Source organism: Sphingobium rhizovicinum, assembly GCF_042647625.1.
GTDB classification, from domain to species: Bacteria; Pseudomonadota; Alphaproteobacteria; order Sphingomonadales; family Sphingomonadaceae; genus Sphingobium; species Sphingobium rhizovicinum.
The window spans coordinates 567,461-590,401 of sequence record NZ_JBHRVU010000004.1; the positions used below are offsets into that span (position 1 = coordinate 567,461).

Annotated in this window: 16 protein-coding genes; 8 read left to right on the plus strand and 8 right to left on the minus strand. The window is 64.6% G+C overall.

Features of this window, described 5'->3' with window-relative positions; translation table 11 throughout:
* Positions 1-439: 439 nt before the first annotated feature.
* From ACFOKF_RS04175 to ACFOKF_RS04185, 3 genes are all read left to right on the plus strand, one after another.
* Positions 440-4,084, plus strand: a complete 3,645-nt coding sequence (locus tag ACFOKF_RS04175; RefSeq protein WP_380793395.1) for a M10 family metallopeptidase C-terminal domain-containing protein — start codon at positions 440-442, stop codon at positions 4,082-4,084.
* A 137-nt stretch (positions 4,085-4,221) separates the two neighbouring features.
* Positions 4,222-4,788 (plus strand): calcium-binding protein, encoded by a 567-nt coding sequence (locus ACFOKF_RS04180; protein WP_380793397.1) that lies wholly within the window; start codon positions 4,222-4,224, stop codon positions 4,786-4,788.
* Complete coding sequence (locus tag ACFOKF_RS04185; protein WP_380793399.1) at positions 4,789-5,886, plus strand: calcium-binding protein; 1,098 nt, start codon at positions 4,789-4,791, stop codon at positions 5,884-5,886. It begins immediately after the preceding gene.
* Positions 5,887-5,974: 88 nt separating this feature from the next.
* Here the strand turns inward: ACFOKF_RS04185 and ACFOKF_RS04190 are convergent, their stop codons facing one another.
* The 4 genes from ACFOKF_RS04190 to ACFOKF_RS04205 all read right to left on the minus strand — a co-directional run bounded on the left by ACFOKF_RS04190 (position 5,975) and on the right by ACFOKF_RS04205 (position 12,969).
* Entirely contained in the window at positions 5,975-7,276 is a 1,302-nt protein-coding gene (locus tag ACFOKF_RS04190; protein WP_380793401.1) for an HlyD family type I secretion periplasmic adaptor subunit, read from the minus strand.
* Positions 7,273-9,000, minus strand: coding sequence for an ATP-binding cassette domain-containing protein (locus ACFOKF_RS04195; RefSeq protein WP_380793403.1), 1,728 nt, complete (start codon positions 8,998-9,000; stop codon positions 7,273-7,275). Before ACFOKF_RS04195 ends, ACFOKF_RS04190 begins: the two co-directional genes overlap by 4 nt.
* A complete protein-coding gene (locus ACFOKF_RS04200) occupies positions 8,997-10,271 on the minus strand; it encodes a TolC family protein (protein ID WP_380793405.1) in 1,275 nt (424 codons plus the stop codon). The genes ACFOKF_RS04195 and ACFOKF_RS04200 overlap by 4 nt, the downstream gene beginning before the upstream one ends.
* Positions 10,272-10,671: 400 nt before the next feature.
* The gene (locus tag ACFOKF_RS04205; protein ID WP_380793407.1) at positions 10,672-12,969 is read right to left on the minus strand and encodes a TonB-dependent siderophore receptor; all 2,298 of its coding nucleotides are present in this window, start codon (positions 12,967-12,969) and stop codon (positions 10,672-10,674) included.
* Between the two features lie 135 nt (positions 12,970-13,104).
* Between ACFOKF_RS04205 and ACFOKF_RS04210 the strand changes: the two genes are divergently transcribed.
* The 5 genes from ACFOKF_RS04210 to ACFOKF_RS04230 all read left to right on the plus strand — a co-directional run bounded on the left by ACFOKF_RS04210 (position 13,105) and on the right by ACFOKF_RS04230 (position 18,452).
* Positions 13,105-13,413, plus strand: coding sequence for a hypothetical protein (locus ACFOKF_RS04210; RefSeq protein ID WP_380793409.1), 309 nt, complete (start codon positions 13,105-13,107; stop codon positions 13,411-13,413).
* On the plus strand, positions 13,410-15,050 hold the full coding sequence (locus tag ACFOKF_RS04215) for a PepSY-associated TM helix domain-containing protein (protein ID WP_380793411.1): 1,641 nt from the start codon (positions 13,410-13,412) through the stop codon (positions 15,048-15,050). The genes ACFOKF_RS04210 and ACFOKF_RS04215 overlap by 4 nt, the downstream gene beginning before the upstream one ends.
* Positions 15,040-15,357, plus strand: a complete 318-nt coding sequence (locus ACFOKF_RS04220; protein ID WP_380793413.1) for a DUF3325 domain-containing protein — start codon at positions 15,040-15,042, stop codon at positions 15,355-15,357. The genes ACFOKF_RS04215 and ACFOKF_RS04220 overlap by 11 nt, the downstream gene beginning before the upstream one ends.
* A 43-nt stretch (positions 15,358-15,400) precedes the next feature.
* Positions 15,401-16,261, plus strand: coding sequence for a LysR family transcriptional regulator (locus ACFOKF_RS04225; protein WP_380793415.1), 861 nt, complete (start codon positions 15,401-15,403; stop codon positions 16,259-16,261).
* A 232-nt stretch (positions 16,262-16,493) separates the two neighbouring features.
* Positions 16,494-18,452 carry a TonB-dependent receptor domain-containing protein gene (locus ACFOKF_RS04230; RefSeq protein ID WP_380793417.1) on the plus strand — a complete coding sequence of 653 codons (1,959 nt, stop codon included), beginning with the start codon at positions 16,494-16,496 and terminating at the stop codon, positions 18,450-18,452.
* Positions 18,453-18,720: 268 nt separating this feature from the next.
* Here ACFOKF_RS04230 and ccoS read toward each other — a convergent pair whose 3' ends face one another.
* Genes ccoS through ccoG form a run of 4 tightly spaced genes read right to left on the minus strand, consistent with a single transcriptional unit; the run spans position 18,721 to position 22,879 of the window.
* Complete coding sequence (gene ccoS, locus ACFOKF_RS04235) at positions 18,721-18,861, minus strand: cbb3-type cytochrome oxidase assembly protein CcoS (protein ID WP_298398644.1); 141 nt, start codon at positions 18,859-18,861, stop codon at positions 18,721-18,723.
* Positions 18,858-20,990, minus strand: coding sequence for a heavy metal translocating P-type ATPase (locus tag ACFOKF_RS04240; protein WP_380793419.1), 2,133 nt, complete (start codon positions 20,988-20,990; stop codon positions 18,858-18,860). The genes ccoS and ACFOKF_RS04240 overlap by 4 nt, the downstream gene beginning before the upstream one ends.
* Positions 20,990-21,442, minus strand: a complete 453-nt coding sequence (locus ACFOKF_RS04245; RefSeq protein ID WP_380793421.1) for a FixH family protein — start codon at positions 21,440-21,442, stop codon at positions 20,990-20,992. The genes ACFOKF_RS04240 and ACFOKF_RS04245 overlap by 1 nt, the downstream gene beginning before the upstream one ends.
* A 3-nt stretch (positions 21,443-21,445) precedes the next feature.
* The gene (gene ccoG, locus ACFOKF_RS04250) at positions 21,446-22,879 is read right to left on the minus strand and encodes a cytochrome c oxidase accessory protein CcoG (protein ID WP_380793423.1); all 1,434 of its coding nucleotides are present in this window, start codon (positions 22,877-22,879) and stop codon (positions 21,446-21,448) included.
* Between the last annotated feature and the right edge of the window lie 62 nt (positions 22,880-22,941).

The following is a 22,941-nucleotide window of genomic DNA, read 5'->3' on the forward strand; positions in this document are numbered from 1 at the left end:
GGGATGTTGCACGGCCATGTGGGTTGGTTGACGCGGTCAAGTCATTTTCGTGACTATGGTGTAACAATTTCCGTGGCGGCGTCATTCGGGCATGCGATCATGGCTCTTTCGCGCGTGCGAGAGGATCGGTCACGAACTTTGCCGGTGAAAGTGGAGCAATAATTGTCCAGATTCATTTAGTTGATGCTTGTTTAACAGTCTGTTTGTTTTTGTGACAGTGTGGGATTTATTGCTTAGCGGTAAAATATTCCTGTTTTACGATTCGAAAATAAACCGCGAATGACAAGTTTTGTCACAATTGAATTTGTTGCTATATCGCTGATTTTTCAGAAAATCTAATTCTTGGCACCTGCACAAAATACTGCCATTACTCTGCACCAAATAAGTGGTCGCCATATCGACACAAAGAACGTGTCTTCCTCAATTTCTGGGAGGTTCTATGTTCAAGGTTGACGGCAATGGTCCACTTAAATCCAAAACGGCATCTGAATCCGGCACTGTCTCGGCCTTCGGGGCTCCGCTGGATGTAGGAGCCAGCATATTCGACGCCACCCGCGTCGATCAGTTGCGCAGCGCGACGCTGCTGCTCTATCCACAGGATGTCATGACGCCGCCGACGACAGGTTCGGCTGGCGATCTCGACGCGCCGCAGGAAAATGGCAGCGGGTCCACCACCGTCGCGCAGGGGGCGACGGGCGATCAGCGTATCGACGGCATATTAAGCGGCATCAAATGGGCCAACAGCTTAATCACCTACGCCGACACGGATTCGCCGGCCGACTATCAGGCGGGCTATAATTCCGACGCCGATGGCGATGGCTTCAGCGCGCAGAATGAAGGCTTTTCGCAATTCACGGCGCAGCAGACGCTGGCGATGCACACCGCGCTCAACGACTTCACCTATACCCAGCTTTCCGCTGCTTATGGGTTCTCGGTCGAAGGTTTTACCAATCTGGGCATCGATTATGCCGGTGCCGGCAGCAGCGCAGCAACCATTCGCGCTGCCAATTCGAGCGATCCGACGACCGCCTATGCTTATTACCCCAACGCCAACGCCTATGGCGGCGACACTTTCTTCGGCAACTATTATGACAGTACTATCTATACGCTGAAGAATCCGGTTGCGGGCAACTATGCCTGGCACACCATGCTGCATGAACTGGGCCATTCGCTTGGGTTGAAGCATGGGCAGGAAACCGGCGGCTTTGGCGCGCTGCCGACAGCCTATGATTCGGTCGAATTTTCGGTCATGACCTATCGCAGCTATGTCGGCGCCCCGCTGTCTGGCTACAGCTATGAGCAATTTGGCGCCCCGCAGACCTATATGATGCTGGACATCGCGGCGTTGCAGGCGATGTATGGCGCAGACTACAGCGTTCAGTCGGGCGACACGGTCTACACATGGAGTCCCACGACCGGCGAGACCTATATCAACGGATCGCTGGCGATTGATCCGGGCGGCAATCGCATTTTCGCGACGATCTGGGACGGCGGCGGCGTCGATACCTATGACCTGTCCAACTATACCACCAACCTGTCGCTCGATCTCAATCCTGGCGGCTATTCGGTGTTCAGCCAGGCGCAACTGGCCTATCTTGGCAATAATGGCAGTGATGTCTTTGCGCGGGGCAACATCTTCAATGCGTTGCTCTATGGCGGCAACAGCGCGTCAATGATCGAAAACGCCATCGGCGGATCGGGCAATGACATTATTTCGGGCAATTATCTCGCCAATGTGCTGAGCGGCGGCGCTGGTGGCGACGCCATCTATGCCGGGGATGGCGCCGACACGGTCAATGGCGATGATGGCAATGACTATATCTTCGGCGACTATGGCAGCGATACGCTGAATGGCGGCGCCGGCAATGACATTATCGACGGCGCGGACAGCGTGGACGTCATCTATGGCGGTTCGGGCAATGACACCATCTATGGCGGCTGGGAATCGGATACGCTCTATGGCGAAGCCGGCGATGACGTCTTCATCAACCGCGAATATCTGTCTCTGTCCAATGTCGAATGGGGCGACACCATCGACGGTGGTTCGGGCACTGACCGGCTTGACCTGAGCGGCATCACCGCCACATGGGGCGCGATCATCGACCTGGCGGCCGGGACATGGCGCTATGAACCCGAATATGGCGGGACATGGAGCATCACCTCGGTCGAGAATATTGACGGCACGCAGCAGAATGACGTGATCACCGGCAGCACGGCGGTCAATGTCATCAACGGCAATGCCGGCAATGACCAAGTCTATGCAGGTTCCGGCAATGACGTCGTCAATGGCGGCGATGGCGACGACCTGCTGGTCGGTGGCGCCGGCAATGATGTGTTCAATGGCGGCGGTGGCAAGGACCTGGTCTATGGCGAGGCCGGCAACGACACCTTCATCATCGAAGATGGCTGGATCGGCAGCTATGGTGAAATTTTCGCCGGTGGCGCGGGATCGGACACGTTCGACTTCTCGGCAACCTCGGTAACGACTTCCATCACCAATCTGGATGATGGGGAATTCAGCTACACGCCTTTCGGTAGTGGAGCCATTACCCTGTCGAGCGTCGAGAATGTCGTCGGCAATGGCGGCGCGGATACGATGATCGGAACCGGCGCGGCCAATATCTTCACCGGCAATGGCGGCAATGACGTGCTGCAAAGCCATGGCGGCGCCGACACGCTGCTGGGCGGCGACGGCAATGATCTGCTCAACGGCGGCGGGGACAATGACACGCTGAACGGCGGCGCGGACACGGACACCGCAACTTATGCCGGCGCGCTCGGCGCGGTGACGGTCAGTCTCGCGATCGCGGGTGCGCAGGCAACCGGAGGGTCGGGTTCCGATACGCTGATCAGCATCGAAAATCTGACCGGCTCCAGTTATAATGATACGCTGACCGGCAACAGCGGCGCCAACACGCTGAATGGCGGCGAAGGTGCGGATGTGCTGGCTGGCGGTACCGGCAACGACATCTATTATGTCGATGATGCCGGTGACAATGTGGTGGAACTGGATGGCGCAGGTACCGACACGATCTTCTCGTCGGTATCCTACGCCCTTACCGGACGGATCGTGGAAACGCTGACCCTGCTGGGCGCGGCGGCGCTGGATGGCATCGGCAACAACCGCGCCAATACGATCAACGGCAATGATGGCAGCAATATCCTGTCTGGTCTTGACGGCAATGACACGCTTAACGGCGGGCTTGGCGCCGACACGTTGAACGGTGGTGCTGGCAATGACATCATGGATGGCGGCGCGCACACCGATGGCGCCACCTATGTCGATGCTACCGCTGCGGTCACGGTCAGCCTGGCCATTGCCGGGGCGCAGAACACCATCGGCGCAGGCACCGACACGCTGATCAACATCGAAAAGCTGATCGGCTCGGGCTTTAACGACACATTGACCGGCAATAGCGGCAACAACACGCTGGATGGTGGCGCCGGTGCGGATGTGCTGACAGGCGGCACCGGTGACGACATTTACTATGTCGACAATGTCGGTGACAATGTTGTCGAAGCCGATGGCGGCGGCACGGATCGCATCTTTTCGTCCGTGTCCTACACCCTGTCCGGCCGGATCGTGGAAACGCTGACCCTGACCGGATCGGCGAACATCAACGGGACGGGCAATGGTCGGGCCAACACGCTGACCGGCAACATCGGCAACAATGTGCTGCTGGGACTGGACGGCAACGACAGCATGAACGGCGGCAGCGGCGATGATATGCTGAACGGCGGTCTGGGCGCCGATAGCATGACGGGTGCACTTGGTCAGGACAGGTTCGTGTTCGATTCCGCCCTGGGGGGCGGCAATATCGACACGATCACGGACTATACGGTGGCCGACGACACCATATCGCTGGAAAATGCTATATTTACTGGACTGGCGACCGGCACCTTGTCTTCCGGCGCGTTCTTCATTGGGTCTGCCGCGAATGACTCGACCGATCGCATCATCTATAACAGCGCCACCGGCGCGCTGCTGTTCGATGCGGATGGCACCGGCGCAACGGCGGCGATCCAGTTCGCCACCCTGTCAACCGGCCTGGCGCTGACGGCGAGCGAATTCGTCGTCACCTGATCATCGTTCGATCACCAGAATCAGCGCAGGGCCGTCCAATTTGGTTGGGCGGCCCTGTGTTCATCTCGATCATGAAGGGCGCGCCGGCGCCAGCGTCTCCATAGCCGGCGAACCGCCCCCTGCTGGAGAATGACGCCATGCTGCTTCGCCCCTCTGCCGCCAGGATCATCATCCGCAAGCCGGACGATCCGGATGGCGCCTTCACCCTGACGCGCGTGCAGGATCTGATCAGGGCCGACGCGTCGATTGTCGGCACCGACGGACCCGACAGCCTGACCGGCACGGCGGGTGACGATGAGATTCTGGGCCTGGGCGGCGATGACAATGTGCAGGGCGGACTGGGGCTGGACAGCCTGTACGGCGGAGACGGCGACGATCTGCTGGACGGTAATGAGCATGCCGACCGGATGGCGGGCGGGGCTGGCAATGATATTTATCGCGTCGATGATTATGGCGATCAAGTGGTGGAGGCGGACGGCGAAGGGCTGGATCAGGTCGTTGCCCGCCTATCCTATGCTTTGCCCCAAGGCGGCGTCGAAAATCTGATCCTGCCTGGCGCGGCGGCAACCGGACAGGGTAATGCGCTGGACAATCTGCTGCGCGGCAATGCGGCTGACAATCTGTTGCAGGGGCTGGACGGAGACGATGTCGTGGAGGGCGGCGGGGGCAGGGACCGGCTGCACGGCGGCAATGGCGACGACTAGTTGATCGGCGGTGACGGCGATGATCGCATCAACGGGCAGGGCGGCGCGGACGTGATGGAAGGCGGCGCTGGCGATGACAGCTATTATGTCGACAATGTCGGCGATGTCGTGATCGAAACGCCGGGGCAGGGCGGCAATGACCGGATCTTCGCATCCGTTTCCTACAGCCTGACCGGCATCGATGTGGAAAGTCTGACCCTGCTGGATGGCGCGGCGAGTGCGCAGGGCAATGCGGCGGCGAACAGGCTGACAGGCACGGATGGCAAGAATCTGCTGTCGGGTCTGGGCGGCGATGACAGCCTGTATGGCGGCGGAGGGCTGGACAAGCTGGTCGGTGGCGACGGCGCTGATGCACTATATGGCGATGGCGGCGACGATCTTCTGTATGGCGAGCGCGGCGTGGATGCGCTGCGGGGCGGCGATGGCGCGGATATTCTGGACGGCGGAACCGGCGGCGACCTGATGAGCGGGGGTGGGGGCAATGATATTTACTATGTCGATCATGTCGGCGACAGGATTGTCGAGAATGGCGACGAGGGCGTCAACGATGCGGTGGTGCTGTCGATCAGCTATGTCCTGCCTGCCGATGCAGCGGTGGAGACGCTGGTGCTGCCCGGCGCGCTTGATCGTGACATTAGCGGCAACGGCCTGAACCAGACGCTGAGCGGCAGTCGCGGCGACAATGTTCTGCGCGGCATGGGCGGTGACGATTATCTGGTGGGACAGGCCGGGCAGGATGTGCTGGATGGCGGACCCGGCCATGATCGGATGAATGGCGGGCTGGGCGCGGATCGATTCCTGTTTGCGGCGCCGATTGGCCCGGACAATGTCGATAGGGTCCACGATTTTCATGCGCTGGAAGGCGATGCAATGGTGCTGGACGCCGCCATCTTCACCGGCTTGCTGATCGGGGCGTTGCCGGCGGAAGCCTTTCGCGCCGACCGGAGCGCGCGGGATGGATCGGACCGGATCATCTATGACAGCGAGACCGGCGCCCTGTTGTTCGACGCCGACGGCAATGGCGCGGTCGCAGCGATCCAGTTCGCCATATTGCTGGGCAATCCCGCGCTGAACGCGGGCAATTTCATCATCGGCTGACCATGTCGTATCGCGCCGCTGGGCAGGTGTGATGACGACAGGATGATATGGGCGGGGCGATGACAGCGGCCATCGCCCCGCCCGATCTTCATTCGCGGAAGGCAGTTTCCTTCAGGCGGGTCAGCGGCGTCAGCAAATAGGTCAGGACCGTCCGCTTGTCGCCCAGCAGGTTGACGTCTGCGCCCATGCCGGGGCCGATGCGCAGGCGATGGCCGTTGCCGTCGGTAATGGCGTCGCTGGAGGTGCGGACCCGGACCAGATAGTGGCTTTCCCCGGTGCGTTCATTGACCACCGCGTCGGGCGAGATGGCGACGACTTCGCCCTGCATCGACCCGTAAACCGCGCTGTCATAGGCGCTGATATTGACCTTCGCCTTCTGCCCCAGTCGGACCGAGGCGATGTCCTTGGCCATCACCGCCGCCTCGATCAGCAGGCTGTCGCGGCCCGGCACCATTTCCAGCAGCGGGTCGCCCGGCCGGGCGCTGCCGCCCACGGTGGTCACGAACACGCGATTGACCCGGCCGTCCACTGGCGCGCGTACGATGGTGCGACGAAACTTGTCTTCATAGGCAGGTAGGGCGGCCTGACGGGTCGCCATTTCGCCGCGCGCGATCGCCAGTTCGTCGGCCGCGCGGGCGATCCAGTCGCGTTTCTGCTGCATCGCGGTCGATTGCGCTTCGGCCAGGCTGGACTGGGCGCGGGACACGGCTGCTGCTGCACCCACCGCTTCGCTGGTGGAGACGGCAACGCTATTTTCCGCCTGCAACAGGGCGCGGCGTGGTTCGATCCCTTCATTCACCAGCGGCCGGATCAGTTGCAGGTCGGCCTTGGCCGTATCGCGCGAGGCGTTGCGCGAATCCTGCGTCGCCCGGCTTTCCGCGATCATGCGCTGTGCCTGCGCCACGCGGGCGGAGCCAACGCCGTTGATGCTGTTCAGTTCGGCCATCCGGGCATTGTAGAGGCTGCGTTCGACCTCGATCTGGGTGGCCATCACCGCGTCGCGCGGGGCGGGGAAGCGCGGCGCGCGGCCGATGATCTCCGCCTCCAGCCGGGCGATCTTGAGCGAGAGCGCATCGCTGGTGGTGCGGCTGCTCGCCAATTCCGATCCGCTTTGCGTGGGGTTGAGGCGCACCAGCGGCGTGCCCTGTTTCACATCCTGGCCGGTGCGGACCAGGATCGCCTCCACGACGCCGCCTTCCAGGTTTGAAATGACCTGCAATTGCGAACTGGGAATGACCTTGCCGGTTGCGCGGACGGTGCGGTCGATCTGGGTCAGCCCTGCCCAGAGCAGGAAGATCGCCACGAAGGCGAGGATGCCCCAGAGGAAGATATTGGCCGGCACGGTCGGCCGGATATGGCCATCGGCCGTGGTTTCGACGCCGCGGGTCATGCCGCTTTTCCTCCCGAAAGGCGCTGAAGTATCGCATCGCGCGGGCCATCCGCGACGATCTTGCCCTGATCCAGTACGATGACGCGATCGACCAGGCGCAACAGCGATGTGCGATGGGTGATCAGCAGCACGGTGCGCCCCGCCACTTCGGGCTGCAACCGATTGATCAGGTCCGCTTCGGTCTGCGCGTCCATCGCGCTGCTGGGTTCATCGAACAACAGGATCTGGGGATTGCCGACCAGCGCGCGGGCGATGGAAATGGACTGCCGCTGCCCGCCCGACAGACCCTCGCCACGATCAGCGAGGCGCATGTCATAGCCATTAACGATTTGTCCCATGAAGCGATGCGTGCCGCTGATTTCGGCCGCGCGCAGCATTTCATCCTGATCGCCGGCATCGCGGGCAAGGCAGATATTGTCGCGCACCGATCCCGCCATCAGCACATTGTCCTGCATGGCGGCGCCGATGAAGCTGCGGATCTGATGCGGCTGATATTGGCGCACGTCCGCGCCGTCGATCAGCACGACGCCCTCCTGCGGTTCATACAGGCCCAGGACCAGACGGGCGATGGTCGACTTGCCGGAGCCGACCCGGCCGAGGAAGCCGACGCGCTCGCCCGGTGCAATCGACAGGTTGATGCCGTTCAGCGCATTTTCCGGCGCGCCGGGATAGCGGAAGGCGACATTGCGCATTTCGACACGCCCGTCGATCTTCGTGGGCATCAGGCCTTCGCCGGCCGGCCCTTCGTCCGGGGTTTCCATCAGCGTGTTGATCTGGCGATAGGCGATGCGGGTCGCCGAGAGGCGCGAGAGCAGCGTCGCGATCTGCGCCAGCGGGGCGATCGCCCGGCCGCACAATATGGAGCAGGCCAGCAGCGCGCCGGTGGTGATGACATGATCGCGCAGCAGGCCCACGCCCAGGATGATGATGCCGCAATAGGCGATGGTGTTGGCGCTGTTGGCGACGGTGACGGCGATCGACGCAGTCAGCCGCTGGCCCAGCGAACTGTGCGAATGCTTGACCAGCGCCTTGCGCCAGCGGTCGCGCTGCATCGGACCGGCGCCGATCGCCTTGACCGTTTCCAGGCTGCCGATCGTTTCGATCAATACCGATTGCTTGACGAGGCCGTCTCCCAGGCTCTTGGCCGACAGCCGGTCGAGCGCGGGATTGGTCAGCATGCCGGCCAGCACCACCACCGGGATCATCAGCAGCGGGGGCAGCACCAATATGCCGCCCAGCGCGGCGATCACCGACAGGGTGATGAGGATGAAGGGCACGTCGATAATGGCGGACAGAGTGGCCGAGGCGAAGAAATCGCGCAGCGTTTCCAGCTCGCGCATCAGGCCAGTCAACGTGCCGGTCGACCCCTTGCGCTTGTCCAGCCGCAGCGCCAGCAGCTTCGCAAACAGCGTGTCGCCGACATCATGGTCGATATTGGCGCCGGCCACATCGACGAAATAGACGCGCAGCAACCGCAGCACGAAGTCGAAAATGAGCACGATCACCAGCCCGATCGTCAGCCCCACCAGCGAGGAGGAGGCGTCGTTGGGAATGACCCGGTCATAGACGGTCATGGTGAAGAGCGAGGAGATGAGCGCGAAGAGATTGATCATCGTCGCGGCGATCGCGACCTTCACATAGATGGCGCGGTTGCGCAGCATCGGCTCGATCAGCCAGGGGGCGAAACGCTCCCTGGCGGCCGCGATCAAGGGCTGGTCGTTCATGGCCGGGCGATCCTGTCCGAAGAGGCGATGGAAATGGCGAGGTGTGGCAGCAACTGGCCGGTCTTGGCCAGCAGGATGAAGTGCGCGGCGTCACGGTCCGACAGCGACTGCACATAGTTGGCCGCGCTGTAGAAATAGTTGTCTTCTGCGCTTTGCAGGTCGAACAGCGTCCCCTGTGACGAGGCGAAGCGGGCGGCGATGACGTCGCGCGTGTCGCGGCTGGCGAGATAGGCGGCATGGGCCGCGTCCACCTGCGCCTGCAACGCCTTGAGATCGGTGAGCGCGGTCTGGGCGTCGCGCAGCGCATCCTGCCGGACGCGCGTGGCATAGGCATCGGCTGCATCGGCGCGGGCGGTCGCCTGATCGGCCTTGGCGTTGAAGCCTGCGCCCAGCTGCGCACGCAGGATGATGCGGCCGCGCACGTCATAGTCGCCCGGATTTTCGAACACGCCATAGCGGCCGGCGTCGATACCCGCGGCGATGCTGGGCAGCCGTTCGGCGCGGGCGGCGCGGGCGTCCTGCCGCGCGGCGCGGGCTTCCGCCTCCGCCTTGCGCACGATCGGCGATTGCAGCAGCAGCGCTTCGAGATCGGCGGCGTCCGTCGGCAGGTCGCGGGGCAGGGGTGCCCGGCCGATCTGCGCGGGGGCGTCATGCCCGGTCAGCGTCCGATATTGTGCTTCGGCTGTATTGAGATCGCGGCGGAAGCGGGCAAGGCGCAACTGGGTGTTGGCGATCGAGCTTTCGACCCGCGGCATGTCGCCGCGCGCCGAATAACCCTGTGTGATGCGGCGCTCCAGCTGATCGCGCACCTTTTCCTGCCGGGCGCCATAGTCGATCGCGGCCTGTTCCATCAGGCGCTGGGCAAAGATGGCGTACCAAGCGGCAATGGTGCGCAGCGCCACATCCTCGCCCTGGGTGCGGGTGGTGAGGCGCGCGGCCTCCAATCGGGCCGTGGCGGCGCTGATGCGGATCGACGCAGAGCCGAAATCGAGCAGCCGCTGGCGCATTGATGCGGTGGCGTCGGTGCGGCCTTCAGGGCGCGACCGTTCGATGATGTTGCCGATATCGTTGGAAAAATTACGCGCCAGCGATCGATTCGCATCGATCGACAGGTCGATCGTGGGGAAGAGGGCGGACCGGGCCTGCACGCGGGCGGCCCGTGCCTCCCGCTCCCCGGCCTGGGCTTCGTCGATGACGATGTTGGTCTGGACGGCGGTTTCGACCTCTCCCTGAAACAGGGCGGGGTCGCTGGTGGCATCAGCGTTACGCAACAGCGGATCGTCTGCCGTTGGCGCGGAAAATGGCCGCATATTTGGGGGCGCCAGCACGGACGCCGGCTGCGCGAACAGGGGCGTCGCCCCTCCAACAAGCAATGCAACGCCTGCCGCGCCGCCCGTCAGGGCACGCCAACGCCCCTTGGCTTTCCCGCCATGAAATCCCGCCAAAGCGTACCGCAACGCCAACTTCCCCCAAGTCATCATCCGGTCAGGCGCAACAAGGGCGGCTGTGGAGATGTGCGGCGGATATGCCTGAATATACAGAGGCAGGCAACTTGGATCGCGACGAGTTGTCACAATGCCGGGGCGGGCCTCTTCTGGTTCTTTTCATGCCGCGATCAAGATATGTCGCATCCGTCATGTTTCAGAACCAAGAAGAGGCCCGCCTTCGGCGTTACCAGGCGAAGCGCAGCGATCCGATAACCGTGCGCGGCGCGCCATAATAGCAGCTATTGTTGAACGGACAGGCCGAGATATGGGTCTTGTCGAACAGATTGGCGGCGTTGACGGCGATGCTCCAGCGATCCAGCCCGACTTTGGCCAGATCATAACCGATCAGCGCATCGACCAGAATGAAGCCGTCGGTGTGGAAACGCTGGAAGGTGGTGACATTGTTGATGATCGCATAGGTCGTGGTGCCATCCGATCCGCCGACATAGCGCAGGCCCGCGCCCAGACTAAGGCCGGCGAGCGCGCCGGTCGCCTTTTCCGCCTTGCCAAAATCATAGGACAGGAAGGTGGACGCCGCCCATTTCGGCGTGCCGAGCTGACGCGTGCCGGTGGTGGTCGGCGTGCCGCTGTTGGTGGCCGTCGGCGCGACGGCGCGCGCGCCTTGGGTGATGATCGCGTCGGTGTAGCTGGCGGCGGCGATGATGTCGAAGCCGGGCGTGATTTCGCCGCGTCCTTCCAGTTCCGCGCCGCGCACGCGCACTTCGCCGATCTGGATCTGGGCGGTCGACGGGATTGATCCTGTGCCGGCCTCCGGGTGGCCGACCAGCACATTCTGGCGGCGCAGTTCATAGGCGGACAGGGTGAAGATCGCATTGGTGCCGGTCGGCTGATATTTCAGGCCAGCCTCATATTGATTCCCCGTCACCGGGGTCGCGGCGCGATTTTCGGTCGGCGACACGAAAACGGTGCCCGATTGCGGTTCGAAGGATTCGGCGTAGCTGACATAGGGCGACAGGCCGAAGGCGGATTCATAGAGCGCGCCCAGCCGCATGGTGAAGGCGGACTGATCGAAGCGCGTAACCGGCGCGGCGCGGGCGGCGGCGGTGGTCGGGTTGAGGTTCAGAGAATTTTGATCATACCAGTCCTGACGACCGCTGGCGATCAGTTGCAGCCGGCCGATCGACATCTGATCCTGGAAATAGACGCCGGTCTGGTCGCGTTTGCCATAGCTGTTGGTATAAGCGCGCGCTGCGCTGGCCAGCCCGGACAGATCCTTCAGGTCGAATGTCGGCAGGCCCGCGCCATAGCTGGGTGCGAACAGGCTGAGATTGGGGATGCCCTGGGTAATTCGGCTGTTGAATTGCTGGACATTTTCGCCGGTGATGCGCTGATAATCGAGGCCGAGCAGGATATTGTGCTGGATCGGCCCGGTCGCGAATTTGGCGTTCAGGCTGTTGTCCAGCGTCAGCGTGTCGAAATCCTCGTCCGCGCCGCCGCCGCCGCGGAAGATTTGGGAATAGTCGCTGTTGGTGGACGCGCCCGTGCCGGTCGTCAGGAAGCCGGAAACATAGAGCTGGCGATAGGACAGCTTATTGTTCTGGAACCGGAAGTTCGACCGGACCGTCAGATGATCGTTGAAATCATGGCGGAAGAAGGCGGCGATGGACTTCGCCTTGTGATCATAGCGCTCATAGCCCGGATCGCCGGTGTTGATGTTGCGGGGGAGCGTGCCCAGCCCGCCATTGGGCAAGACCGTGCCAAAGGCCGGCACGCCGGAATAGCCGCCACCGCTGGGCGCGTGCTGATAGGCGGCGACCAATGTGAAGCTGGTCGCGGTATCGGGCGCGAAGGTCAGCATCGGGCTGACATGATAACGCTCGGCCACGGTGCCGTCGGTCAGCCCGTCCGCCTTCTGCCACCCGCCCACGACGCGGGCGAGCAGCCGGCCTTCGCTGTCGAGCGGCTGGTTGACGTCGCCCACGAAGCGCAGGCTGTCATAATTGCCGACTTGCGCTTCGAACCGGCCGAAGGCGGTCGCTTCGGGCATCTTGCTGGTCAGGTTGACCAGCCCGCCGGGGGTGGAATTGCCGTAGAGGACCGATGCTGGTCCCTTCACCACGTCGATATGGTCGACCCGGTTGAAGTCGATTTGCGGCGTGGAATAGGGGCCGGCGATCAGCCGCATGCCATCCAGGAAGACGCCGGGCGCAAAGCCGCGCAGGATTAGTTGGTCATAGCGCGTGACCATGGCGCCGCGCTGATTGGGGGAGACGCCGGCGACATAGCCCAGCGCCTGATTGATCGACAGCGCGTTGCGGCGGATCAGTTCGTCATTATCGATGATGGTGATGCTCTGGGCGGTCGCCATCAGCGGGGTGTCGGTCTTGGTGCCGGAGCCGGTCTGATTGTCTTTCAGGCCGGTGACGATGATCGTGTCCGCGCTGCTGTCAGCCTCTTCGGCATGGGCCAGAAACGGGGTGAGCGCGGCGAGTGCGACACCGAGTTGGACAGTTGCGCGCATTGTGCGCCGCGTTGCAGCTCCGGTATGATTGGTCATGCGATCCTCCCCTGTTGCGGATGCGAGTAATAATGATTCGCAATTGCCACTAGGCGCGCCATCGGGTAGAGGCAAGTCCGTCGCCGCCAAGGGGAGCGCATGAAGACTGACAGCCTGACACCGTCCCGGCGCGCGCCGGTGCGCGCCATTGCCATGACCGCCCGTTGCCTGACCGCGCTGGTCGGCGGCTATGCGGCTGCGTCGGCCCTTGCGTCACTGCTGGCGCGAATCCTGCCGGTTTCGCGGGCGGAGGCGACGGCATGGGGGATGATCCTGTCCTTCCTGATCTATGCCCTGCTGGCGTTATGGGCTTTCCATGAAAGGCGGCTGCATCGCGTGGCGGCGGTCATCTGGGGCAGCGCGATCCTGTCAGTCGGGCTGCTGTGGCTGATGGGGCCGCGACCATGAGCAAGACACCCATGAGCAAGGCGACGGAGATGGAGGCGCCGCGCGGCCTGCGGCAGTCGATGGCGTGGATTCACACCTGGCTGGGTTTGCTGGCCGGATGGATCTTGTTCGCCATGTTCCTGACCGGCACGGCCAGCTATTTCCGGCCGGAGATTACCCGCTGGATGCAGCCCGAATTGCAGCTGGCGCCGGTGTCTCCGCGCCATGCGGCGGAACTGGCGGTCGCCCATATGCAGGCGACGTCGCCGGATGACGAGCAATGGTATATCTACCTGCCCGACGATCGCATGGTGGAAACCCGTATCTTCGCGCGCGCCCGGCCCAATCCCGATCCCGATGCGCCGCCCGCGCCCCGTCGCCCGGAAATCCGGCTGGACCCGGCGACCGGCGCGCCCGTGACCGCGCGGGAAACGCGCGGGGGCGAGCATTTCTATCGCTTCCACTTCCAGTTGCAGCTGCCCCATCCCTGGGGCCGCTGGCTGGCGGGGGTCTGCGCCATCTTCATGCTGGCGGCGATCATATCCGGCGTGGTGACGCACAAGCGCTTCTTCGCCGATTTCTTCATGCTGCGCTGGAACAAGGGGCAGCGCAGCTGGCTGGACGCGCATAATGTGTCGGCGGTGCTGGCGCTGCCCTTTCATGCGATGATCACCTATACGGGCCTGATCACGCTGGTCGCGATGTACATGCCCTGGCCTGCGGTGGCCAATTACGCCAAGCCTGCCACTTTCTACGCCGAAGCCTATGGCCGGGACGAGGAGGTGCCTGCCGCCGGCCGAGCCGCGCCGCTGGCGTCGATCGGCCCGATGGTCGATGCGGCGCGCGCCGAATGGGGCGGGGGGACGCCGCGCACCATTGTCATCCGCAATCCCAATGATGCGGCGGCGACGGTGACGATCCAGCGCAGCAGCGCGGACCAGATCAACGCCCGCGCCGGTTCCATCACCTATTCCGGCGTCACCGGCGCGCGCCTGTCGGCATCGCCTGCGCCCGGCGCGGCGATCGCGACGGCGGGCGTGATGCTGGGCCTGCATCTGGGCAATTATGCCGGGCCGGTGCTGCGCTGGACCTATTTTCTGCTGGGGCTGACCGGCACGGCGATGGTCGGCACCGGCCTGTTGCTATGGACCGCCAAGCGGCGCAAGTCGGGTGCGAAGCCCTTTTTCGGCTTCCGTCTGCTCGAGCGGCTGAACATCGCGACCATCGCCTGCCTGCCGGCGGGCATGGCGGCCTTCCTGTTGGCCAACCGGCTGATCCCGGCCGATCTGGCGGGGCGTGAGGCATTGGAGGTCAAGGCGATGTACTGGGTGTGGTTCGGCATGGCCGCGCTGATGTTGCTGCGTCCGGTAAAGCGCGCCTGGCCGGAGGCGCTGGGCCTGTCGGCCGCCGCCTTCCTGGCGTTGCCGCTGGTCAATATGGCGACGACGGACCGGGGGCTGATCGCCAGCCTGATGCGCGGCGACACGCTGTTCGTGGCGTTCGACATCGCCATGATCGCCATCGGCGCGCTGCTGGGCTTTGGCGCATGGCGGGCGACGCAGGTGAAGGCCGCGCCGGTGCGCAAGCGCAAGCCCCTGCCACCATCGGCGGCGCCTTCGCTCACTATGGTTGCGCGGGAGGCGGTCGATGTCGTTTGAAACCGGGCTGATCGGCTATGCCGCGCTGGCCAGTCTGGCGCTGGCGGTCAAGAAATATCGGCCCGCCCGGCCCTTGCCGGCGATGCCGTCGATGCGGGCGGCGCGGCCGCTGGGCTGGGCGCTGCTGGCGCTGGCGGCGATCGTGGCGATCATGCGGTTCGGCGCGGGGCTGGGCGTGGTCGCCTGGATCGGGCAACTCTGTATCGGCGGCGCGGCGTTGGTGCTGCTCTTGTCCTGGCGGCCGCGCATCGCCTATGGGCTGGCCATGCCGGCGGCGGCGGCGGGCCTGTTGCTGACGGCGCTGTAAGGGAAGGGGCTGCGCGATCCGTCCGCTCGACGTCAATCTGCTGGTGACGCTCAGCATCCTGCTTCAGACCCGCAGCGTCAGCCGCGCGGCGCAGCGGTTGGGCCTGAGCCAGCCGACGGTCAGCCGCGCGCTGGGGCAATTGCGCCAGTTGCTGGCCGATCCGCTGCTGGTGCGGTCTGGCGCGGGCATGACGTTGACGCGGCGCGGCGTGGAACTGGCCCAGCCGCTGGAGGACTGGCTGGCCCTGACCACGACGATGCTGGCGCCATCCGACTTCGCGCCGGAAACGCTGGACCGGGTATTTCGCATGGCGGCGACCGATTATGGGGTGCTGTCGGTGCTGTCGCCCGCCTTGCCGGCGATCGGCGCGGCGGCGCCCGATTGCCGCATCGATGTGTCCGCCTTTTCAGAAGATATGTTCCGCAAGCTGGCGGCGGGCGAACTGGATCTGGTCATCTATGGGCTGGAGCCGGACCTGTCGCTGGCCCATTCGCGCCATCTGTTCCGCGAAACCCAGTCGCTGATCGTGCGGCCGGATCATCCGCTGGCGACGCAGGACAGCGTCACGCTGGACGATTATCTGCGCTGGCCGCATGTCGCGATCAGCATCGGCGAACCCCATGTCGACCATGTCCATGCTAGCCTGGGCGATCGGGCCGACGAGCGGCGGGTGGTGGCGCGCCTGCCCTATTTCTACGCCGCGCCCGACCTGATCGGGGCGAGCGATGCGATCCTGACGATGCCCGACCGGGCGGCGCAACGCTTTGCCCGGTCGCACGGCTTTGCCTGCCTGCCCGCGCCGCAAGAGGTGGCGGGCTTCGATTACTGGCTGCTCTGGCATGAGCGCAGCGCCCGTGATCCCGCCACCCTATGGCTGATCGAGATGCTGGCGACCGCCGCCTGATCGGATAGTGCGCGGCGATCATATCGCGCACAATCGCTATTCAGATTTGATATTTGGCATGGCGGCGCGGATGCGACACATGCGGCTGCGAAGCAATCGCAACTAGATGCGTCATCTCAAGACGCCGGGGGATCGCACATTCATCGACATGAAGGGCGCGGCGTTGCCGTGACCCGAAACGGGCAAGTCCTTCTTCGCCCGGCCTATCATTTCATCCAGAGGAGTTTCCTACGTGAAGGTCCAGTCCCTTCTGCGCGCCACCGCGCTCGTCCCGGTCCTGACCATGCTTGCCCCGGCGTGGGCGGCGGAGGCCGACAGCAGCGAAATCGTCGTCACCGCCGCCGGCCGTGAACAGGAAGTGCGCGATGCCCCCGCATCGATCAGCGTCATCACCCGCGAACAGCTCGACCGGCTGCCCTATCGCGAAGTGACCGACGCGCTGATGGAGGTTCCGGGCGTCACGGTGACGCCGGGCGAGGGCAATAGTCGCGACATCTCCATTCGCGGCATGGCACCGCAATATACGCTGATCCTGGTCGACGGAAAGCGGCTTTCCTCCCGCGAATCCCGCACCAATGGCGGCAATATCAGCGAAGGCGGCCAGCTGCCGCCGCTGGAGGCGATCGAGCGGATCGAAGTGGTGCGCGGCCCCATGTCCTCGCTCTACGGATCGGATGCGATGGGCGGCGTCGTCAACATCATCACCCGCCGCATCGGCAGCGACTGGCGCGGCAGCGCGCGGGTCAACGGCACGATGCAGCTGGGCAGCGACTATGGCAATTTCGGCGACGGCAATTTCTATCTGTCCGGCCCGGTGACGAACGGCGTGGGCCTGCAATTGCAGGGCGCGATCAACCGGCGCGAAGGCGACAAGGTGATCGGCGGCACGCCCGAGCGGCTGGACCAGAGCCTGGCCGGGAAGGTCGGCTTTGCGCTCAACGACCGGCACGAAATCCTGCTGGAGGCGGGCTATTATCGCCAGAAGGTGACGCAGGTTTCGGGCGAGACGATCGAAGCTTCGGCAACTGCGCCGGCCGGCACGGTGGACGTGCAGGATCAGCGGCGCAAGGTCGGGTCGATCAGCCATAGCGGCAAATGGGGCTTCGCCAGTTCCGAATCCTATCTGCAATATGAGGATGCGAAAAACGTCACCGCGCAAAAGCAGGTGAAGAACACGGTCGCGCAGAGCCTGTGGGTCGTGCCGCTGCCATCCAACACGCTGACCGTGGGCGGCTTTTATCGCTATGAAGACCTGACCGACCTGACCGGGAACCGCCTGTCCGGGTCCACCACCACCGGCACGACGCGCACCAGCTGGGCCTTGTTCGCGGAAAATGAGCTGAAGCTGCTGGATGGACTGGCGCTGACCGGCGGCATCCGCATGGATAATGACGAACAATATGGCGTGCACTGGACCCCGCGCGCCTATGCGGTGTGGAACATCAATCAGGCATTGACGCTGAAGGGCGGCTATTCGCAGGGCTTCCGCGCGCCCAGCCTGCGCCAGACGCTGTCCGACTGGGGCCAGACCAGCCGGGGCGGCACCATCTATGGCAACCCTGATCTGGAGGCGGAAACATCCCGCACGATCGAAGCGGCCCTGCTCTTTTCACGCGGACGCTTCAACGCCAGCCTGACCGCCTATGATACGCGCTTCAATGACAAGATCACGCGCGTGACCTGTATCGAGGCTGGGGCCTGGTGCGTCGATGAGCCGCTCAGCACCATCGGGCGTCCGCCCACGACCTATGTCAATGTCGACAAGGCCAAGGTGCGCGGCATCGAATTGTCGGTCGACTTCCCGCTGACCAGCACGTTGCGGGTCAATGCGTCGGGCACGCTGACCGATTCCGAACAGCTGACCGGCGCGGCGGCGGGCGCGGCGCTCAACGACACGCCCAAGCAGCAGGCCAGCGCATCGCTGAACTGGAAGCCCGACCAGCGCCTGTCCGCCTATGCCCGCGCCGTCTATCGCGGCAAGGAAGCCGTGACCGAAGCGCAGATCAGCGGCAGCAACATCTTCGCCGCCAGCTATACGGTGGTGGACATTGGCGGATCGTACAAGATCACGCCGGCCTTCACCGTCCATGGCGGTGTGCAGAACCTGTTCGACAAGCGGCTGAACTATGAGGCGTCGGGCTATATTATTGATCCGGCGCGCATCTGGATGGGCATAGGCGTGCGCTTCTAGGACCAATCGACATTCAGCCCTGGCGGGCTGCAAATGGCGAATTTCCGTGCTTCCGGTGCTCACGTACTTTGAGTACGCTCCGCTCCGGGTCACGCAAATCCACCATTTTCGCTCCGCCATCATCTGAATGTCGATCGGCCCTAGTTCAATAGGGATCGCCCAACTTCCGTTCGGGCTGAGCTTGTCGAAGCCCCGTTCTGTTCTTGAAGCGTTTGCAAAAAGACAGCCCTTCGACAAGCTCAGGGCGAACGGATTTGGCGTGAAATCATCATTCCTCATCGATCAGGATGCGGGCGGCGGCGCCGTCCGCATCGTCGAACTGGCCGTCGCGCAGCGCCCAGAAGAAGGCGGCCAGACCCAGCAGGCCAAGGCTGAGAGCAATCGGGATCAGGATGGAAATGCCGGTCATCGTGCGGCTCCCTTCAGGCGCAGGGCGTTGGCGATCACCACCAGCGAACTGGTTGACATGGCGATGGCGGCGACCAGTGGCGTGACATGGCCCATAATCGCCAGCGGCACGGCGAAGATATTATAGCCGATCGCCAGCGCGAAATTCTGTTTCACCACGGCGACGCTGCGCCTGGCGGTGCGCACAGCCATCGTCACCGGGGCCAGCCGGTCGCCCAGAAATACGGCGTCGGCGGCCAGCTGGCTGGCGTCGCTGGCGGAGGCCGGGGCCATGCTGGCATGGCCTGCCGCCAGTGCGGGACCATCATTCAGGCCGTCGCCCACCATCAATACCCTATGGCCTGCCGCCTTCAGCCGGCCGATCAGCGCCAGCTTGTCCTGCGGGCGCAGGTGGCCGATCGCGGTCGTGCCGGTGGCGCGGGCGATCGCCTCCAGCGCTTCGGGCCGGTCGCCGCTGGCGATTAGGGTCGCGACGCCCATGGCGTTGAGATCGGCCAGCGTTTCGACCGCATCGGGGCGGGGGGCGTCGGCAAAGCGCAGCAGCGTTACGGTGGGACCGCGCCGATATTCGCTGGCCAGATCGAACAGGCTGATCAGGCTGCGGGGACGGCCAAGGGACACGGTCTCGCCAGCGAAGCGACCGCTCATGCCTTCGCCCGGCTGTTCGCGCACGTCCTCCAGTCGCGCGGGCGTCACCCCCTCCGCTTCCAGCGCCTGCCGCAGCGCGATGCTCAGCGGATGGCGGCTGCCGCGCGCCAGCGCCAGCACTATGCCCTTGTCCTGCGCCTCCAGCCGGTCGATGTCGCGCGGGGTGGGGCGGCCCAGCGTCAGCGTGCCGGTCTTGTCGAACACGGCCTGGTCCACTTCGGCCAGCCGTTCCAGCGCCGACCCGTCCTTCACCAGCACGCCGCGCTTCATCAAAGCGCCGCACGCCACGATCTGCGCCGCCGGCACCGCCAGCCCCAATGCGCAGGGACAGGTGATCAGCAGCACGGCGACCGCGATCAGCAGCGCCTGATGCACACCCGCCCCGGCAATCATCCACCCGGCGAAGGAGAGGGCGGCGAGCAGATGGACGCAGGGCGCATAGAGGCGCGCCGCCCGGTCGGCGATCCGCACATAGCGCGACTTGCCCTGCGCCGCTTCCTCCATCAGCCGGGCGATGTCGGCGATCACCGTATCCGGGCCGGCCGCCGTCACCTCCACGATGATTGGTCCGTCGACATTGAGCGCGCCGGCCTGCACGCCGTCGCCCGGACTGACGCAGACGGGCGCGCTCTCCCCGGTCAGGAAGGCGATGTCCAGACCGCTGCTCCCATCGACCACGCGCCCGTCCGCGGCCAGCCGCTCCCCTGCGGCGGCCAGCATATGCATTCCCGGCCGCAACGCATCGGCCCGCACCCAGCGGCTGGCGCCCTGTGCGTCCAGCACCATGGCGCCCGGCGCGGTCTGCTTCAGCAGCGCGGCGACGCCGGCGCGCGCCCGGCCGCGCATCATGCTGTCCAGGCACCGGCCCGCCAGCAGGAAGAAGATCAGCATCACCGCCCCGTCGAACCAGGCATGATGGCCGCCGGTCAGCGTTTCATACAGGCTCATCCCCGTGGTCAGCAGCACGCCGATGCTGATCGGCACGTCCATATTGGTGCGCCCCTGTCGCAGCGCGGCGAAGGCGGATCGGAAGAAGGGCTGGCCCGCATAGGCGACCGTAGGCAGGGCGATGAGGGCGGAGAGCCAATGGAACATCTGCCGCGTGGCCCCATCCGCGCCGGACCAGATCGACACCGACAGCAGCATGATGTTCATCGCGGCGAAGCCCGACACCGCCAGCGCCCGTATGAGCGCGCGATTTTCGGCGGCGGCGACATCCACACCGGGGTCGGCCAGCGGTTCAGCGTCGAAGCCGATGGCGGCGATCGCGGCCTTCAGGTCCGGCGGGCTAAGCGCGGGATCATGGCGGATGGCGACGCGCCTGGCCGTCATGTTGACCCGTGCGCCCTCGATGCCCGGCACTTTGGCGAGGCCATGCTCGATCTTGGCAATGCAGCCGGCGCAATGCAGCGCGGGGACGGCGAACAGGCTTTCGATGCTGTCGGGGACGGGGGCCTCGGCAAAAACAGGCTGGGTCGCCATCAGAAAACCTCCCGCAACAGATGCTGTGCGCCATGGTTGATGTCGGCGCGCAACTGCCAGCGCCCGGCGGGCAGTCGGACATCGCCGACATAATGGCCGGGCGCGGTTTCGTGGAAGCTGATGGCGATGTCGGGCGCACGGCCCAGCGGATGCTGCGCCACTGCCGCGATGCGGGCATCACGGATCGGCGCGCCAGCGCTGTCGGTCAGCGCCAGCGTGACATGGCGCGCGGCGTCCAGCGCCACGGCATCCGTCCAGCCGAGGCGATCCTGCGCTCGCGCCTGCGCCAGATAGCGGTTGAACTTCTGGCTTTCGACATAGCTGTTGTCGACCACCGTGCCGCCGAAAGACCGGATCGCGACCGTCGCCATCAGCAGATTGACGGCGATCACCACGGCAAAGAAGGCGACCAATATGCCGGTCATGTGCCAGCCGGTGAAGCGACGGATCATATGTCAGGGCCTTTCGAAACGGGCGGGTTCGCGGTCGCCGCCGCCTTCGCGGTCGGTGGCGCGGACGGTGAAGGCGAAATCCTGCCGCTGCGGTCCGGGAGCAGGGGCGGCGATGAACAGGCGCAGCTTGGCCACGCTGTCGGCGGGAACGGTGGCGGTCACGGTCGCGCTCGCCTGTCCGCGCGGCATGGCGTCGGTCCACAGCATCGCGCCGGGCAGGCCATCGACAGCGACCGTCACCGGGCGCGGCCGCGCCTCCATATTGCGGACCTTGACCATATAGGCGTTGCGGATCGCCCCGTCGGACAACCGAACGAAGATCGGGTTGCGGTCCTGCTGCGCGGCGATGTCGATCCGGGTGCGCGCGCCCAGCGCGAACAGCATCGCCGCACCGATGGACAGCCACACCGCCGCATAGGCCAATGTGCGGGGGCGCAGCAGTGTCCTGAGAACGGGGCGGGGGGGAGCGCCCTGCTTTTCCGCCTCCGCATCTTCCTGCGTGCAATAATCGATCAGGCCACGGGGGCGGCCGACCTGCGCCATCACCTTGTCGCAGGCGTCGATGCACAGGGCGCAGGTGATGCAGCCGACCTGCGCCCCGTCGCGAATATCGATGCCGGTGGGGCAGACGGCGACGCACTGGTTGCAGTCGATACAGTCGCCGAACAGATCGGGGCTGGCCTGCGCCTTCTTCACGCTGCCGCGCTGTTCGCCGCGCCAGTCCTTATAGGTGACGACCAGCGATTTTTCGTCCAGCATCGCCGTCTGGATGCGCGGCCAGGGGCACATATAGATGCACACCTGCTCCCGCATGAAGCCGCCCAGCACGAAGGTCGTCGCGGTCAGTACGGCCACCGTGGCATAGGCTACGGGCGCTGCTGTGCCGTGCCAGAAGGCGTGTTGAAGCGTGGGCGCGTCGGCGAAATAGAAGATCCATGCGCCGCCGGTGGCGAGGGCGATGGCCAGCCAGACGGCCCATTTGGCGAAGCGGCGCGCGATCTTGGCGGCGCTCCATGGTGCTTTCGCCAGCCTTATCTGCGCATTGCGGTCGCCGTCGATGAAGCGTTCGACATGCTGGTAGAGGTCGGTCCACACAGTCTGCGGGCAGGCATAGCCGCACCAGGCCCGGCCCACGGCGGACGTCACCAGAAACAGGCCGATCCCCGCCATGATGAGCAGGCCCGCGACATAGTAGAACTCATGCGGCCATATCTCGATCGCGAACAGGTAGAAGCGTCGATGCGCCAGATCGATCAGCACCGCCTGATCCGGCGCATAAGGCCCGCGATCCCAGCGCAGCCAGGGCGTGCCCCAGTAGATGGCCAGCGTCACCGCCATGATCGCCCATTTCAGGCGGCGATAGAAACCATCGACCGCCTTGGGATAGACGCCCTTGCGCTTTTCATAGAGGGCGCTGGACCCGGCTGGCATCAGCATCCCCTCCTCCCCGGCACGGGGAGGTGGCAGCGCGCAGCGCTGACGGAGGGGGCGGGCAAGCT